Source organism: Afipia massiliensis, from assembly GCF_001006325.2.
GTDB lineage: Bacteria > Pseudomonadota > Alphaproteobacteria > Rhizobiales > Xanthobacteraceae > Afipia > Afipia massiliensis_A.
Map to the genome: position 1 here is coordinate 2049952 of NZ_LBIA02000001.1, position 14421 is coordinate 2064372.

General features: G+C 61.7%; 15 protein-coding genes. 5 read left to right on the forward strand and 10 right to left on the reverse strand.

What is annotated here, in order from left to right; all coding sequences use genetic code 11:
* Window positions 1-12: 12 nt before the first annotated feature.
* The 3 genes from YH63_RS09705 to YH63_RS09715 all read right to left on the reverse strand — a co-directional run bounded on the left by YH63_RS09705 (window position 13) and on the right by YH63_RS09715 (window position 3993).
* A complete protein-coding gene (locus YH63_RS09705) occupies window positions 13-1746 on the reverse strand; it encodes a bifunctional protein-serine/threonine kinase/phosphatase (RefSeq protein WP_046827784.1) in 1734 nt (577 codons plus the stop codon).
* 57 nt (window positions 1747-1803) lie between these two features.
* Window positions 1804-2616: a formate/nitrite transporter family protein gene (locus tag YH63_RS09710; protein ID WP_046827783.1), complete on the reverse strand. Its 813-nt coding sequence runs from the start codon at window positions 2614-2616 to the stop codon at window positions 1804-1806.
* Window positions 2617-3102: 486 nt separating this feature from the next.
* Window positions 3103-3993: a transcriptional regulator GcvA gene (locus tag YH63_RS09715; protein ID WP_046827782.1), complete on the reverse strand. Its 891-nt coding sequence runs from the start codon at window positions 3991-3993 to the stop codon at window positions 3103-3105.
* Between the two features lie 112 nt (window positions 3994-4105).
* Between YH63_RS09715 and YH63_RS09720 the strand changes: the two genes are divergently transcribed.
* The 3 genes from YH63_RS09720 (at window position 4106) to YH63_RS09730 (ending at window position 6434) form a co-directional block, all read left to right on the forward strand.
* Complete coding sequence (locus YH63_RS09720) at window positions 4106-4318, forward strand: DUF1127 domain-containing protein (RefSeq protein ID WP_046827781.1); 213 nt, start codon at window positions 4106-4108, stop codon at window positions 4316-4318.
* An 88-nt stretch (window positions 4319-4406) separates the two neighbouring features.
* Window positions 4407-5048, forward strand: coding sequence for a GNAT family N-acetyltransferase (locus YH63_RS09725; RefSeq protein ID WP_046829621.1), 642 nt, complete (start codon window positions 4407-4409; stop codon window positions 5046-5048).
* 102 nt (window positions 5049-5150) lie between these two features.
* Window positions 5151-6434, forward strand: coding sequence for an acetyl-CoA C-acyltransferase (locus YH63_RS09730; RefSeq protein WP_046827780.1), 1284 nt, complete (start codon window positions 5151-5153; stop codon window positions 6432-6434).
* A gap of 3 nt (window positions 6435-6437) precedes the next feature.
* Here the strand turns inward: YH63_RS09730 and YH63_RS09735 are convergent, their stop codons facing one another.
* Genes YH63_RS09735 through YH63_RS09745 form a run of 3 tightly spaced genes read right to left on the reverse strand, consistent with a single transcriptional unit; the run spans window position 6438 to window position 8952 of the window.
* Window positions 6438-6887 (reverse strand): GNAT family N-acetyltransferase, encoded by a 450-nt coding sequence (locus tag YH63_RS09735; protein ID WP_046827779.1) that lies wholly within the window; start codon window positions 6885-6887, stop codon window positions 6438-6440.
* 28 nt (window positions 6888-6915) lie between these two features.
* A complete protein-coding gene (locus YH63_RS09740) occupies window positions 6916-7944 on the reverse strand; it encodes a peptidoglycan -binding protein (protein ID WP_046827778.1) in 1029 nt (342 codons plus the stop codon).
* A gap of 15 nt (window positions 7945-7959) precedes the next feature.
* Entirely contained in the window at window positions 7960-8952 is a 993-nt protein-coding gene (locus YH63_RS09745) for a hypothetical protein (protein WP_046827777.1), read from the reverse strand.
* A gap of 166 nt (window positions 8953-9118) precedes the next feature.
* Here YH63_RS09745 and YH63_RS09750 point away from each other — a divergent pair, with 166 nt between their 5' ends.
* Together YH63_RS09750 and YH63_RS21955 are read left to right on the forward strand one after the other, a co-directional pair.
* A complete protein-coding gene (locus YH63_RS09750) occupies window positions 9119-9913 on the forward strand; it encodes a DUF1295 domain-containing protein (RefSeq protein WP_046827776.1) in 795 nt (264 codons plus the stop codon).
* Window positions 9914-9938: 25 nt separating this feature from the next.
* Window positions 9939-10187 (forward strand): hypothetical protein, encoded by a 249-nt coding sequence (locus tag YH63_RS21955; RefSeq protein WP_046827775.1) that lies wholly within the window; start codon window positions 9939-9941, stop codon window positions 10185-10187.
* A gap of 7 nt (window positions 10188-10194) precedes the next feature.
* Here the strand turns inward: YH63_RS21955 and YH63_RS09760 are convergent, their stop codons facing one another.
* From YH63_RS09760 to fba, 4 genes are all read right to left on the reverse strand, one after another.
* Window positions 10195-10983: an inositol monophosphatase family protein gene (locus YH63_RS09760; protein ID WP_046829620.1), complete on the reverse strand. Its 789-nt coding sequence runs from the start codon at window positions 10981-10983 to the stop codon at window positions 10195-10197.
* Between the two features lie 201 nt (window positions 10984-11184).
* Window positions 11185-12282, reverse strand: coding sequence for a tetratricopeptide repeat protein (locus tag YH63_RS09765; protein WP_046827774.1), 1098 nt, complete (start codon window positions 12280-12282; stop codon window positions 11185-11187).
* A gap of 7 nt (window positions 12283-12289) precedes the next feature.
* Window positions 12290-12970, reverse strand: coding sequence for a thiamine phosphate synthase (locus YH63_RS09770; RefSeq protein WP_046827773.1), 681 nt, complete (start codon window positions 12968-12970; stop codon window positions 12290-12292).
* Window positions 12971-13162: 192 nt separating this feature from the next.
* Entirely contained in the window at window positions 13163-14230 is a 1068-nt protein-coding gene (gene fba / locus YH63_RS09775; protein ID WP_046827772.1) for a class II fructose-bisphosphate aldolase, read from the reverse strand.
* Window positions 14231-14421 lie beyond the last annotated feature (191 nt).

A 14421-nucleotide genomic window follows, 5' to 3' on the forward strand; every position in this document is an offset into this window, starting at 1 on the left:
GGGGGCAGAAGCTTAACGGCCGTGCAGAAACGCGAGCAGTACCACGATCACGCCGGCGAGGAGTGCGGACAGGCATTTCCAGAACAGCAGGGGATCGCGTTCGATCAGCGGCGTGGGGGATGCGTTGAGGTAGCGTGCGTTGGGATGGCGCAGGTCGAAGGTGTATTCCGACAGTGCCTCATAGCGCTTGAGCGGGTCCGGATGGACGGCGCGCTTCAATGTCTCATCAATCCACATCGGGATTCCGCGGCTGTCGTCGAGCGCGGAATTGTATTTCAGTTTCCTGTAATGCGACTTGGTCCGGGCCTTTGCGATCTGTGCGCCGTAAGGCAATTTTCCCGTCAGCATCTGATAGGTGATGACGCCGAGCGAGAACAGATCGGAACGCGGTGAGCCGCTTTCGCCCTGAAAGTATTCCGGCGCAGTGTATTGCACCGTGCCCAGAATGTCGCTGGCGCCTGTGGGCGGTGTGGCTTCGACAACGCCGGTGACCTTGGTCGAGCCGAAATCGATGATCTTCACCGTTCCGGTCTTGTCGATCATGATGTTGTCAGGCCTGACATCCTGATGCAGCATTTCCATCCGGTGAAAGGCGCGCAGGCCTTTGGCGATCTGCTCCACGATGCCGCGCACGGTTTCGACATCCGGCCTGGGATTGTCGATCATCCATTGGGTCAGCGTCTGGCCGTCGATGAATTCGGTGACGACATACAGATAGTTGCGCTTTCTGGATTGCAGGCAGGGCTTCAGCACATGAGGACTGTCGATGCGCCGGGCGATCCACTCCTCCATCATGAAGCGCTTCAGATAGGCCGCATCACCGCGCAGATCGATCGAGGGGATCTTGATGCTGACGAGTTCATCGGTTTCGGTGTCGACCGCGAGATAGATGTGGCTTCGGCTGCTGGCATGGATTTGCCGGACGATCCGGTAGCCGTCGAAAACTATCCGCGCGTCGAGAAGCGGCGGAGGCGGCAGCTCCGATGTCTGCCCGAGAACCTCGCTCGCCTCGCTGCGCGGCAACTGATCGATGCGGACGATCTGAACGGTCAGGTTGTCCGTGCTGCCCTGAAGATAGGCCTGCTCGACAACGAGTTTCGCGGCCCGATCCAGATCGCCGGCATTGTCATGGATGACCTTTGCAACGAAGCGATCGCCGACATATTCGTAGGCGCCGTCGGTTGCGAGCAGGAATACGTCGCCCTTCTCGATCGGGAGCGCCTGATAATCGATCTCGATCTGCGGATTGATCCCCAGCGCGCGGCTGAGATAATTCTGTTCGGATGAAATGACGACGCGGTGATCGTTGGTCAGTTGCTCAAGCGTGTTTCCGGAAAGGCGATAGATCCGCGAGTCGCCGACATGGAAAATGTGCGCGGTGGTGGACTTGATGACTATCGCGCTCAGGGTGCAGACGTAGCCCTTGTCCTTGTCGTAGCGGTACTGGCTTCGCCTTGTTTCGGAATGCAGCCAGGAGTTCGTCGCGGCGACGACACGCTGCGCCGAGGTTTTGACCGACCAGGATTCCGACGTGCAATAATAATCCGTCAGGAAACTTTTGACCGCCGACTCGCTGGCGACCGAACTGACGGTGCTGCTGCTGATGCCGTCCGCGAGGGCGACGGCGATGCCCTTCAGACTCAATAGCGGTTCGGCCGGAATCAGGACGCCGTAAAAATCCTGATTGGTCTCTTTACGACCCTTATCAGAATGCTGTCCGACCGATATCTGCAATTCGCGCGACATTGATGATGCCAGAAAGGAGCCCCGGCTTGCGGCCGGGGCTCCTTCCTGCAAGCCGGATCAGGCGGGCACGCGTTTCGGCGCGGTCCTGATATGGGTGGTGTACAGGGTCAGTCCCGTGAACGCGAGACCGCCGACAAGATTGCCGACCACGGTCGGGATCTCGTTCCAGATGAGATAGTCCACGAACGAGAACTTCGCGCCCAGAAGCAGCCCCGACGGAAACAGGAACATGTTCACCACGGAATGCTCAAAGACCATGTAGAAGAACACCAGGATCGGCATCCACATCGCGATCACCTTGCCGGGCACCGTCGTCGAGATCATGGCGCCGACGACCCCGGTCGAAACCATCCAGTTGCACAGCACGCCGCGGAAGAACAACGTCGCCATGCCGGCGGCGCCGTGTGCTGCATAACCGAGCGTTCGGGACTCGCCGGCGTGGCCGATAGCAGCGCCGACCTTGTCGGGCTCTTGTGAGAAGCCGTAGGTGGTCACGAATGCCATCAGGAAAGCCACCGTGAACGCGCCGCCAAAGTTGCCGACGAATACGAGCCCCCAGTTCCTGAGAACGCCGCCCAGTGTGACGCCAGGCCGCTTGTCGATCAGCGCAAGCGGCACCAGCACGAATACGCCGGTCAACAGGTCGAAGCCCAACAGATACAATATGCAGAACCCGACCGGGAACAGCAGCGCTCCGACCAGTGGCTGGCCGGTGTTCACGGTGATGGTGACGGCGAACCACGCGGCAAGCGCCAGGATGGCACCGGCCATATAGGCCCGGATGAGAGTGTCTCTTGTCGACATGAAGACTTTGGATTCTCCGGCATCGACCATCTTGGTGACAAATTCTGAAGGCGCGAGATAGGCCATCACAGATCCTCTTTGTTCGCAGTAGAAGCTAAATACGTTCAACGTCCGTCATTGGATTGCTGACGCTATCTCGACCGCATGATGTCGATCATGCGCGCCAGATTTCGAGTGACGGAGGTCGCGCGCGAGAAGGCGTGCAGTCCGTGCGCGTGTCGCGCACCTGCCTTGCCGCCATTCCATGTCGCGTATCAGGAGCTTTCGTCTCCGCGATCCTGCCGTCTGATGCATGTGTCCTGTCTGCCAATGATGTTCGGCCGGAAACAGGAACGCGCAGCATGCGTAAGTCAGGCATCGTGGCGAATGCGCCGAGCTCCCTTCGGACCGCAGTCGTCATTGACTGTATGGCGAGTGGAGCAATCGCCGTGCCAACACAGGTTGGCTTTGATCGCGCGATGTTTTTCGGGATTTCCGGGTGAAAGCTCTCGCCGGCTTTGTCAGCGGAATGATGCGAGTCTATGCAATTGCCCAGATCATGGGCATGGCGTGTTATTGCCGCATCGTCGCTGTCAGCCAGTCCCGGAACGCGGTGACCTTCGGCAAATTGGCCTTTTCGTGCGGCGTGACGAAATAGTATCCGGCATCTTCCGGCAATGTCACATCGAAGGGCGCGACCAGACGTCCTTTCGCGATATCGTCCTGAACGAAGGCGGTGTGGCCGATCGCAACGCCGATGCCGTCGACGGCGGCCTGAATCGTCATGAATGACAGATCGAATGTCAGTCCTGGATTCTTCGCGATGTGGGTGGGAAGTCCGGCGGCCGTCAGCCAGAACCGCCAGTCGTCGTTGTAGCCGGTTGTGTGCAGCAGCGTGAAACGGGCGAGGTCTTCCGGCTTTCTCAGGGCATTGTTGCCCTCAAGCAGCGCGGGGCTGCACACCGGAAACATCTGGTCCGTCATCAGCCATTCCGCGCGCAGGCCCGGCCATTGGCCGCGTCCGTACCGGATTGCTGCGTCCACCGTGCCGCGACGGAAGTCGACCAGATCGGTCGAGGTGGTGATACGGACATCGATGTCGGGATGTTTTTCCTGAAATGGCGCAAGCCGGGGCAGCAGCCATTTCACCGCGAACGACGTCAGCGTGCTGACTGTCAGCATCCGGTCGTTGCCGTTGCGCAGCAGGCGGTCGGTGGCTGTGCGCAGATCCTGAAATGCGGCGCGAATGCCCGGCAAATAGTCGGTGGCCTCGGGCGTCAAAGCCAGCGAGCGGCTTTGCCGGATGAACAGCTTGATACCGAGTTCTTCCTCCAGCCGCCGGATCTGGTGGCTGATGGCGGTCTGGGTGACGTTCAGTTCCTGCGCGGCAAGGGTGAAGCTGAGGTGCCGCGCGGCGGCCTCGAAAGCGCGCAAACCGTTCAGCGAGGGCAATCTGGCGGTCATGAGCCCCTCTAATATATGAGATTATCTCATATTACCAGGGACAACGTGTCGTTTGTCAATAGGGGTTCTTGAGCAGATATATGCAACATCAAGTTTGTTTTAGGAGGCTACCATGTCTGCTTGCACAACCGACCTGATGACAAATCATCATCATGACTTCATCCACCACCCGATCACGTCGATCTCCGACGTGCTGCACACTTGGCAGCAGCGCTCGCAGCGCCGGGCCGAGTTGGTCCGCCTCAGCGACCGCGACTTCCACGACGTCGGCGCGAGCTGGAGCGACTTCGCCTACGAGGCCAGCAAGCCTTTCTGGCGTGCGTAAGCCGCCTTCGCGAGTCTGATCCGTCCTCATTGTCCTCCCCGGATCAGGCTCGCTTTTTCCTCTCGCACAACAGCCGATGGAGTGCGCGATGCTGGCCGAACCCGATCATCGCTTTGTTCTGAGCAATCTCGGCCGCTTCACCGATGTCGTGCGGCTGAAAGGCGGCAGGTCGTTGACGGTGCGATTCCTCGAGCCGAAGGACGCCGACGCGCTGCTGTTTTACTTCCGGTCGCTGTCGCGCCAGTCGCGCTACAATCGCCTGATGGGGGCCGCCAGTGAGCTGCCGCCGTCGGAGCTCGACAAGGCGCTTCATATCGGCGAAGGCAGCCGTTTCGCGGTGATCGCCGAAATGAAAATCGACGGCGTCGACACGATCGTCGGAGAGTCCCGCTACAGCTACGACGCGCAAACGCAGAACACTGAATTCGGACTGTCCATCGGCGACGCATGGCAGGGTCAGGGTATCGGCACGGCCATGCTGTCCAATCTCGAATGCCGCTCGGCGGCGCTCGGCGCGCTGAGGCTGTTCGGCGAAACATTCCGCAACAACGACCAGATGATCGGTCTCGCCCGCAAGGCCGGATACGCCTTTGCAGGAGCGCCGAGCGATTGGCGACTGACACGCTTCGAAAAGCCGCTGTATCGCGCCACGGAAATTCCCTGCGAAAGCTGGAAGCAGGCCGCCATGGCAGGCTGGATGCCGAACGAAGCGCTGCTGGCTGCACGCTGACAGCTTCATGACAGCCCGGCGCGCCGTCGGCTTGTACGCCCTCCGCTGGATCGCCTAGTGTCCCGGAAGCGCCAACCAAGGCGTACGATCCGGGAGTATCCGATGGTGCAATCTGCAAAAACCGATGTGTGGCTGGCGGCAGGTGTTCGCACGCCGTTTGCGAAAGTCGACGGCCCGCTGTCGGGTGTCGATGCCATCGCGCTGTCGGTTCCGGTGGTCAAGCACATGATCGAGCGTCTTGGTGGCGGCAAGCCAGACTTCGCGGTCTGGGGCAACGTCGTGCCCAACCTCACCTGGAGCAATATCGCACGCGAAATCCTGATGGATGCGGGTGTCGATCCGACGGTGCCTGCCACTTCCACCGTCATGGCCTGTTCGACCAGCATGATGGGCGTGTTCGAAGCCGCCGGCATGATCGACGGCGAGGTGCGAAACCTAGCGCTGGTCGGCGGCGTTGACAGCCTCAGCCAGGTTCAGCTTGGGCTCGGCATGTCGCTGTCGAACTGGGTGCGCCAGTTTCAGACCGCGCGCTCGCTGGGACAAAAGCTTAGCCATGCCATCGATCTCAAGCTCAGCGATGTGCGTCTCTACATTCCGGCGGTCAGCAACCGCACCACTGGCATGAGCATGGGCGAGCATACGGAGATCACCGCCAAGGTGTGGAACATCTCGCGCGAAGCGCAGGACCAGATCGCGCTGGACAGCCATCAGCGCGCGGTGGCGGCGTGGAATCGCGGATTTTTCGACGACCTCGTGATCCCGTTCGACGGCGTGAAGCGCGACACGATTCCGCGCAAGGACACCTCGCTGGAGAAGCTGGCGCGGCTGTCGCCGTCATTCGATCGCACCAGCGGCAAAGGCACGCTGACGGCCGGCAATTCATCGCCGCTCACCGACGGCGCATCGAGCATCTGGGTGGCCTCAAGAAAGGGATTGGAGAAGCTTCCCGCCAACACACCGCGCGTAAAGCTGATCGACTGGGAAATCGCGTCGGTGGATTTTCGCACCGAGGGTTTGCTGATGGCGCCGCCCTATGCGATCCCGCGGCTGCTCGCGCGCCATTCGCTGACCTATGCGGACATTCACCTTTGGGAAATTCACGAAGCCTTCGCGGCGCAGGTGCTGGCGCATATCAAGGCGCTGGAGAGCCCGGAGTTTGTCCGCGACAAGGCCGGCGTCAATGCAGAGTTCGGAAAGTTTCCGCGTGAGCGCATGAATCCGAACGGCGGCTCTACCGCGATTGGCCATCCGTTCGGCGCCACCGGCGCGCGTATCCTCAGTCAGGCAGTCAAGGCGCTGGCGGCGATGCCGAAGGGAAGCCGCGCTATCGTCAGCATCTGCGCCGACGGCGGGCAGGGCACAGTGGCGCTGCTGGAAGCGGCTTGACGCTTACGGCTTCCACGCCATGCCGTAGACCTTTCGTCCTGACACCGGATTGACGTCGTCATGGGTGTGGATGAAGCCGTTGCGCTCATAAAAGCGGATCGCACGGGCATTGTCGGTGTTGACCAGTAGCGTAATGCCGTCCGGCGCCATCATTTTCGCCTCGGCGATGAGCACGTTGCCGAGGTCCGATCCCCATGCTTCCGGCGCGACCACGAGTTGGTCGAGATAGCCCGATGCATCGATGGTGATGAAGCCGGCCATCTTGCCGTTCTGTTCGGCGACGACGATTTGCGCGGCGGGAACCAGTTCATCGCGCCAGCGTGCGCGCCAGCCTTCAAGCCGCTGCGCGAAGTCGATCGACGGATAGGCCTGTTGCCAGGTGCGATGCCACAGGTCGATCGCTGCGTTCTCGTCGCCGGCCGCATAGGGCCGGAGCGTAAAGGGTGCGCTCATTGTCGCGTACAGATCCGAGACGCGCCGATCATCGCTCGGTGAGCTTCAATTCGATGCGACGGTTGCGCTTGTAGGCCTCTTCAGTCTTCTCGGGATCAAGCGGCTGGAATTCCGCGAACCCCGCCGCGACCAGCCGCTGCGCCGGTACGCCGAGTGAGACCAGATACTGCACCACCGAGATCGCGCGTGCTGATGAAAGCTCCCAGTTCGATTTGAACTGCGGGCTGTTGATCGGCCGCACGTCAGTGTGGCCGTCGACGCGCAGCACCCAGGCGATCTCTTTCGGAATTTGGTTGTCGAGATCGATCAGCGCGGTTGCGAGCTTGTCGAGTTCGGCGCGGCCTTCCGGCAGCAGCAGCGCCTGCCCGGTGTCGAAAAATACCTCGGACTGGAATACGAAGCGGTCACCGACGATGCGCACATCGGGGCGGTTGCCGAGGATGGCGCGCAGCCGTCCGAAGAATTCGGAGCGATAGCGCGACAGTTCCTGCACCCGCTGCGCCAATGCCACGTTCAGCCGCTGACCGAGATCGGCGATTCGGGTCTGGGATTCCTTGTCGCGCTTCTCCGAGGCATCGAGTGCTTCCTCAAGGGCCGCCAGTTGCCGGCGCAGCGCGCTGATCTGCTGGTTCAGCACTTCGATCTGCGCCAGCGCGCGGGCGGTCACCTGTTTCTCGGAGTCCAGCGCCTTGCCGAGTTCGGTGGCACGGCCCGCAGCACTGGCACCGGCGCCTGCGAGGCCGTCATACAGGCCTTTGACGCGATCGCGCTCGGCCTCGGCGGAGGCAAGTCCGGCGCGCATCTGGGAGAGTTGCTCGTCGAGGTTCAGCTTGCCGAGTTTTTCGAGCGACAGCAGATCGTTGAGCTGTGCGATCTGCGCGTTCAGCCGCTCGAGCGCCTTGTCCTTGCCGGTGACTTCCTGCGACAGGAAGAACTGCACCACCAGAAACACCGACAGCAGGAATACGATGGCGAGAACCAGCGTCGACAGCGCATCGACGAAGCCCGGCCAGTAGTTGAAGCCGCTGTCGTTCCTGCGTGAACGCGAAAGCGCCATAGCCAATATCTCCGGTCAGTTGGTCTCGGGCTGACGCGCGAGGCGCTCCAGAAGCTGCTTGATCTCTTTGTTTTGCTCGCCCTGGCCGTCGGCCCATTCGCGTATCAATTGCTGTTCGGTGCGCATGTGATGCACCAGGCCCTGGATCGCCTCGGCGAGATTGGCCATCGCGGTGGTCGCGGTTCGGTTCGATCCCATCTCCTCGACGGCGAGCCGCAGCCGGTCGAGCGCGGGATTTAGGTCGCCGGTGCTGCTGCTGCCGTCACCGGCATATTCCCGCACGGTTTCCGCCAGCCAGTCCTCGAGGTCGGTGTAAAAGCGGTTCTGCGCTTGGCTTGACTGTAGATCGAGAAAGCCGAGCACCAATGAGCCTGCGAGGCCGAACAGCGAGGACGAGAACGAAATGCCCATGCCGCCGAGCGGCGCGGCCAAACCTTCCTTGAGCGTGTCGAACACCGAACCGGCATCGCCGCCGACTTTCAGGCCCTCGATCACCTTGCCGACCGAGCCGACGGTTTCAATGAGGCCCCAGAACGTACCGAGCAGGCCGAGAAATACCAGAAGGCCGGTCATGTAGCGCGACAGGTCACGCGCTTCGTCGAGCCGGGTCGCGATGGAATCCAGCAGATGCCGCATGGTCTGTTGCGAAATGCTCATGCGGCCCGAGCGATGGCTCAGCATCGCGGCCATCGGCGCCAGCAGTGTTGGCCGCCGATCCACCGCAAGTCCGGGATCGGAAATGCGGAAGCTGTTGACCCACGAAATTTCAGGATAGAGCCGGATTACCTGCCGGAAGGCGAGGATGATGCCGATGGCAAGAACGCCGACAATCAGTGCGTTGAGCCCGGGATTGGCGAGGAACGCCACCCAGATCTGCTTGTAGAGGACCACGAGCAGCAGGCTGCACAGAATGAGGAACACCATCATCCTGACCAGGAAGATGCGCGGTGTTGACAGTTTCGTGACGCTGATATCGGCCGCAGTTTGGGATGGGGAAGTCTTTGCCATGGCGGATCTTCAATCCTTGTCCGTGGAACGTGTCGAGCATCAATATGGCACAGCGGGGGCGGGAAAAAAGACTCCATCGCCGATTTGACCCCAGCTACGGAACCTCGCCTGAAACCCGGGCTTCTTTGAAGCGTATTTCTTCTACGAAGTTGAGGCGAGGATTGTCATGGTCTGGTTCTTCCTGAGCGCGTTGGCCGCCATGGCGGTCGCGCTCGCTATCCTGATGACGGGCGCATGGCTGGTGCAGCAGCGCACCGGTAATTCGGGGTGGGTCGATACCGTCTGGACGTTTTCGCTTGGCCTCGTCGGAGCCGTCGGCGCGCTCTGGCCGATGGCCGGCGAGCCCATCGCGCCGCGTCAATGGCTGATCGCGGCCCTCGTTGTCATCTGGTCGCTGCGCCTCGGCATGCATATCGCCGTTCGCACCGCGGGCATCACCGACGATCCGCGCTATGCGGCTTTCGCGAAGGAGTGGGGTGTTGATTCGCCGCGCCGGATGTTTGTGTTTCTGCAGAACCAGGCTTTCGGTTCGATCCCGCTGGTGTTCTCGATCTTCGTCGCCGCGCATGTTCCGGTCGCAGGACTACGTGCGCAGGACTATCTCGGCGCGCTCATTCTGTTGACGGGCATCGCGGGCGAGGCGCTGGCCGATGCGCAGCTCAAGTCATTCCGAACAGATCCGGCGAACAAGGGCAGGGTCTGCGATGTCGGGCTGTGGGCGTGGTCGCGGCACCCGAACTACTTTTTCGAGTGGTTCGGCTGGCTTGCCTATCCGGTGATCGCGATCTCGGCGGGCTATGGCTGGGGCTGGTTCGCGCTGCTCGGTCCCGTCTTCATGTACTGGATTCTGGTGCATGTGACCGGCATTCCGCCGCTGGAAGAGCAGATGCTGCGTTCGCGCGGCGACGCTTACCGGGCGTATCAGTCGCGCACCCGCAAGTTTTTTCCGCTGCCGCAATAGCTTCCTTGAAAGATTGAGCCGATCCATGAGTCTGATCTCGCGCATCATCGGTACCACCGAACGCACGCCGCTTCCTGATGTCATGATCCGCGCCCGCATCAATGCGCTGTGCTCGCGCACGGCCGCCAAGCTCGCGACGGGCAATGCGGAGACCGACGCCGCTTTCGCGCGCGTGCGGCGCTGGCGCTGGTTCTTTCTCGCGACCACCGGACTGTTCGGCCACGCCGACGGCACCGAATGGGGCATCAGCCACTACCGGATGACGCGCGCTTAGCGCAGCATCATAGCGGCTTGAGGATCTTCACCAGTTCGCGCTGGATCGTCTCATTGCCGCAAACGACATGGCCAGTGGCCATCGCCGTATCACCGCCCTCGATGCCGCTGATGACACCGCCGGCCTCGCGCACCATGATCAGTCCGGCTGCGATGTCCCACGGCTGGAGATTGCGTTCCCAGTAACCGTCGAGGCGGCCGGCCGCGACATACGCGAGATCGAGCGAGGCCGCGCCGAAGCGGCGCAGGCCCGCGACGCGCTGCTGCATCTCCGCCATTTCGCGGCGAGACTGTTCGTGGTCGCCGCGCCCGATATGCGGCAGACCGCACGCGATCACGCATTCGTTGAGCTGCTGACGGGCCGCGACGCGCAAGCGCTGATCGTTGAGGAACGCGCCCTTGCCGCGCTCGGCCATGTAAAGTTCATCGGTTGCGGGATTGTAGATCACGCCGGCGATGATCGTGCCTTCGCGCTGCAGAGCGATCGAAATCGCGAACTGCGGGATGCCGTGCAGGAAGTTCGTCGTGCCGTCGAGCGGATCGACGATCCATGTGTTGGATTTGTCGGTGCCTTCGCGCGTTCCGCCTTCCTCACCGAGAAATCCGTAACCCGGCCGCGCTTTGGTCAGATCGTCATAGAGCATCTGCTCTGCGCGCTTGTCGGCGAGCGAGACGAAATTCGCCGGCCCCTTCATTGAAACCTGAAGGTTCTCGATCTCGCCAAGATCGCGACTGAGGCTGCGGCCCGCGCGGCGCGCGGCCTTGACCATGACGTTGATGAGAGCTGAATGGATCATGCGTCCGGCTTGATAAGGATCCGAATGAGGCCGGATCGGGATGAAGGATTGGGGCTTTGATGCCGGATGCTTGGCGTCAAAGCGCAGGCGCGTCAAGGGCGTTCAGGGCATTTGGAGAGAAGCGGACGGCGGTTTGCGTGAAGAAAAAGCGTCAAATGAGAGCTTCGGTTCGAATTAAGCCGGACTGAGGAAAATCCCGGCTCATTTCGTGCCAAACCACTTTTTGGCGAGGTCTTCAGCCTTGGCTTTCTCCAGCGGGGAGAGTTGGGCGAACTGCGCATCGAGGTCGGGATCGCCGTTGCCGGCGGTTTTCGCGATCAGATGCCATTTGAAGCCCTGAACCTTGTCCACTGGGACGCCGAGGCCGTCGACGAGAATGCGCGCCAGGCGGTTCTGCGCGATCGGGCTGTTCTGGCGGGCCGCCCTGTTCAGCAGCGCAATCGCGGTGGGCACATCCTTGGGCGTGCCGGTGCCGTTATAGAGCGCGATGGCGTATTCCACTTCGGCGTCGAGATTGTCGACCATCGCGGCGGCGCGCATCAACTTCGCGGCCTCGACAAGATTCTTCTCCACACCGCGGCCCTCCTTGTAGAGCGTCGCGAGCGCGTACTGCGCCTCGGGGTTGCCGGCATTCGCGGCCTGACGGAACAGTTCGGCGGCGCGCTTGACGTCCTGCGGGAAGGTCTGGCCTTCCAGATAAAGCAGCCCGAGATTGTAGGCGGCGGCGGCTTTCCCAAGCTTGGCGGACGACGCCAGTAGCCGGGCGCCTTCTTCGCGATTGGTTGGACCGCCGCGTCCGGCGATCCGCATCATACCGAGCGCGAACATCGCTTCGCGGTCGCCGCGGTCGGCAGCCTGCTTGTACCATTCCGCGGCCTTGGCGTCGTCGCGCTTGATGCCGAGCGCGTTGGAATAGAGTTCGCCCAGCAGCGTCATCGATTTAGGATCGCCCATCTCCTGCGCACGCTTCAGCGCGATGTTGAAGGCGGTGCGGTACAGGCCTTGCTGATAGGCGCCGTAGGCGAGATCGGCGTTGGGATTGTCGGGGGGCGCAGGCGGTGTCGCCGCTTTCGCAGGTTCGCTTTTCGGTTTCGGCGCACTCGCTTTCGGCGCGGCAGCTTTTGGCGGGGTGGATTTGGCCGCCGGAGGTTTCTCGGCGGGCTTGATCGGCTCCGGAAAGGGATTCGGCGTGCCCTGTGCGACAGCACTCGCCGAAAATGCGACAACGCCCGCAACGACAGATGCAAGAAATCTTGCATGAGCGGCTGCGAACGGCGTGGCCCGGCGAAGCGCGGTCATCGTGGTCTTATCCTCCCGTCAGCGTGGCTTGCGCGAGAGAAGTCTCAAAGCCGCGCGCGATGGCCTGGCTGGCCTCGATCAGGGCGGCGTGAGCGCCGCGCGAATCCTGCCAGATGAAATCGCCGACCAGAACAAAGTCCGCGCCGGCTGCCGCGAACAACTGCGCCTCGTCCAGTGTCGTAGCGTAGCCCACGCAAGGCGGTTCGAACAGTTCGGCCCACCAATCCAGCCGTTCGCAGATCGCGTCCGCCGACGGGCGTTCGCCATTCGCATCCGGTTCGCCGAACAGCACGTAATCCGCGCCGGCCTCACCAGCCACCATCGCATCGTGCCGCGTGATCAAGCCGCCGACGCCGAGAATGCGATCGGGCTTCAGCGTCGGCATCGCCTCCTGCATTGCCACAATGCCGATGAGGTTGGCGCCGTCCGCGCCGCCGCGTGCGACCAGTTCGAAATGTCCGTCGAGCAGCACGGCAACGCCGGCCTTCTGGATCACAGGCGCCAGCGCCTTGACGCGCTGGATCATGCCGCGCTCATCGGCCGGCGTGAGCCGCAGCAAGACCGCCGCGACATCGGCGGCTGCCAGCAGCGCGGGCAGATCGGACGCAAGCTGCGCGGGATCGGTCACCGGCGGTGTCGCCAGATAGAGCCGCGGCGCGGGGCGTGGTGGGGGAGGTTTTGTGGCCATGATGGCGTATCTGCCCGTTGACTGCGGCCAAAAAAGGGGCGGGCAATCTGCCCATTGCCCGGATGAAACGAGAACGGCTCAGATTCTGTAACTCGTCATGGCCGGGCTTGTCCCGGCCATCCACGCCTTCATCATCTAACAGGTAAGACGTGGATGCCCGGCACAGGGCCGGGCATGACGCAAGCTATGTTGTTAAGCGATCTTTGCCTGAAGCTCGCCCTTGGCGTAGCGCTGCGCCATTTGGGCGGTGGTCAGCACCTTCTTGATCTTGCTGGCCTGACCCGCGGTGTTGAATTCCTGCAGGCGCTGCTTGCAGAGCTTGGTCATCGCTTCCATCGCGGGCTTCAGATACTTGCGCGGATCGAACTCGCTTGGATTCTCGCTCAGGATCTTGCGGATCTGGCCGGTCATCGCCATCCGGTTGTCGGTGTCGATGTTGATCTTGCGCACACCGTGCTTGATGCCGCGCTGGATCTCGGAGACCGGAACGCCCCAGGTCGGCTTCATCTGGCCGCCGAACTTGTTGATGATCTCCTGCAGATCCTGCGGCACCGACGACGAGCCGTGCATCACAAGATGCGTGTTCGGCAGCTTGCGGTGAATTTCTTCGATCACGTTCATGGCGAGGATGTCGCCGTCCGGCTTGCGGGTGAACTTGTAGGCGCCGTGCGAGGTGCCCATCGCAATCGCCAGCGCGTCGACCTGGGTTTCCTTGACGAACTTCACGGCTTCGTCGGGGTTGGTGAGGAGCTGGTCGTGAGACAGCTTGCCCTCGAAACCGTGGCCGTCTTCCTTCTCGCCTTCACCGCTTTCCAGCGAGCCGAGCACGCCGAGTTCGCCTTCCACCGAAATGCCGCCGAGATGCGCCATGTCGGTCACGGTCTTGGTCACGCCGACATTGTAGTCCCAGTCGCCCGGCGTCTTGCCGTCGGCCTTGAGCGAGCCGTCCATCATCACCGAGGTGAAGCCGGCCTGAATCGCGGTCATGCAGGTGGCGGGTTCGTTGCCGTGATCGAGGTGCACGCACACGGGGATCTGCGGATAGATTTCCGTCACCGCGTCCATCATGTGCTTGAGCATCACGTCGTTGGCGTAGGAGCGCGCGCCGCGCGATGCCTGAATGATAACCGGCGCATCGACGGAACTGGCGGCTTCCATGATGGCCAGCGCCTGTTCCATGTTGTTGATGTTGAATGCCGGCACGCCGTAGTCGTTCTCAGCAGCATGATCCAGCAATTGACGCAACGTGATGCGAGCCATGGGTGCTTGTTCTCCGTGGTCTTGAAGGCAGCGCCAGAGGCGCCAGATCCGTTGAAATCTAGTGTCTAGAATTCGAAGTTCGCTCAATTCTGCAGCATCTTCGGTAGCGAACTTCGAATTCGAAAGGACACTAGAAAATTATGATTCTAGTGTGGTTTTGGTTTGCAAGTCCGCAGACGGAACGTGCTGTA

Coding starts and splice junctions, on each gene's coding strand:
- YH63_RS09745 (WP_046827777.1), bottom strand. CDS start 8,952: ATGGCAAAGACTTCCCCATCCCAAACTGCGGCCGATATCAGCGTCACG.
- fba (WP_046827772.1), bottom strand. CDS start 14,230: ATGGCTCGCATCACGTTGCGTCAATTGCTGGATCATGCTGCTGAGAAC.
- YH63_RS09720 (WP_046827781.1), top strand. CDS start 4,106: ATGTCTGCTTGCACAACCGACCTGATGACAAATCATCATCATGACTTC.
- YH63_RS09730 (WP_046827780.1), top strand. CDS start 5,151: ATGGTGCAATCTGCAAAAACCGATGTGTGGCTGGCGGCAGGTGTTCGC.
- YH63_RS09710 (WP_046827783.1), bottom strand. CDS start 2,616: ATGGCCTATCTCGCGCCTTCAGAATTTGTCACCAAGATGGTCGATGCC.
- YH63_RS09705 (WP_046827784.1), bottom strand. CDS start 1,746: ATGTCGCGCGAATTGCAGATATCGGTCGGACAGCATTCTGATAAGGGT.
- YH63_RS09715 (WP_046827782.1), bottom strand. CDS start 3,993: ATGACCGCCAGATTGCCCTCGCTGAACGGTTTGCGCGCTTTCGAGGCC.
- YH63_RS09725 (WP_046829621.1), top strand. CDS start 4,407: ATGCTGGCCGAACCCGATCATCGCTTTGTTCTGAGCAATCTCGGCCGC.
- YH63_RS09740 (WP_046827778.1), bottom strand. CDS start 7,944: ATGGCGCTTTCGCGTTCACGCAGGAACGACAGCGGCTTCAACTACTGG.
- YH63_RS09735 (WP_046827779.1), bottom strand. CDS start 6,887: ATGAGCGCACCCTTTACGCTCCGGCCCTATGCGGCCGGCGACGAGAAC.
- YH63_RS09750 (WP_046827776.1), top strand. CDS start 9,119: ATGGTCTGGTTCTTCCTGAGCGCGTTGGCCGCCATGGCGGTCGCGCTC.
- YH63_RS09770 (WP_046827773.1), bottom strand. CDS start 12,970: ATGGCCACAAAACCTCCCCCACCACGCCCCGCGCCGCGGCTCTATCTG.
- YH63_RS21955 (WP_046827775.1), top strand. CDS start 9,939: ATGAGTCTGATCTCGCGCATCATCGGTACCACCGAACGCACGCCGCTT.
- YH63_RS09760 (WP_046829620.1), bottom strand. CDS start 10,983: ATGATCCATTCAGCTCTCATCAACGTCATGGTCAAGGCCGCGCGCCGC.
- YH63_RS09765 (WP_046827774.1), bottom strand. CDS start 12,282: ATGACCGCGCTTCGCCGGGCCACGCCGTTCGCAGCCGCTCATGCAAGA.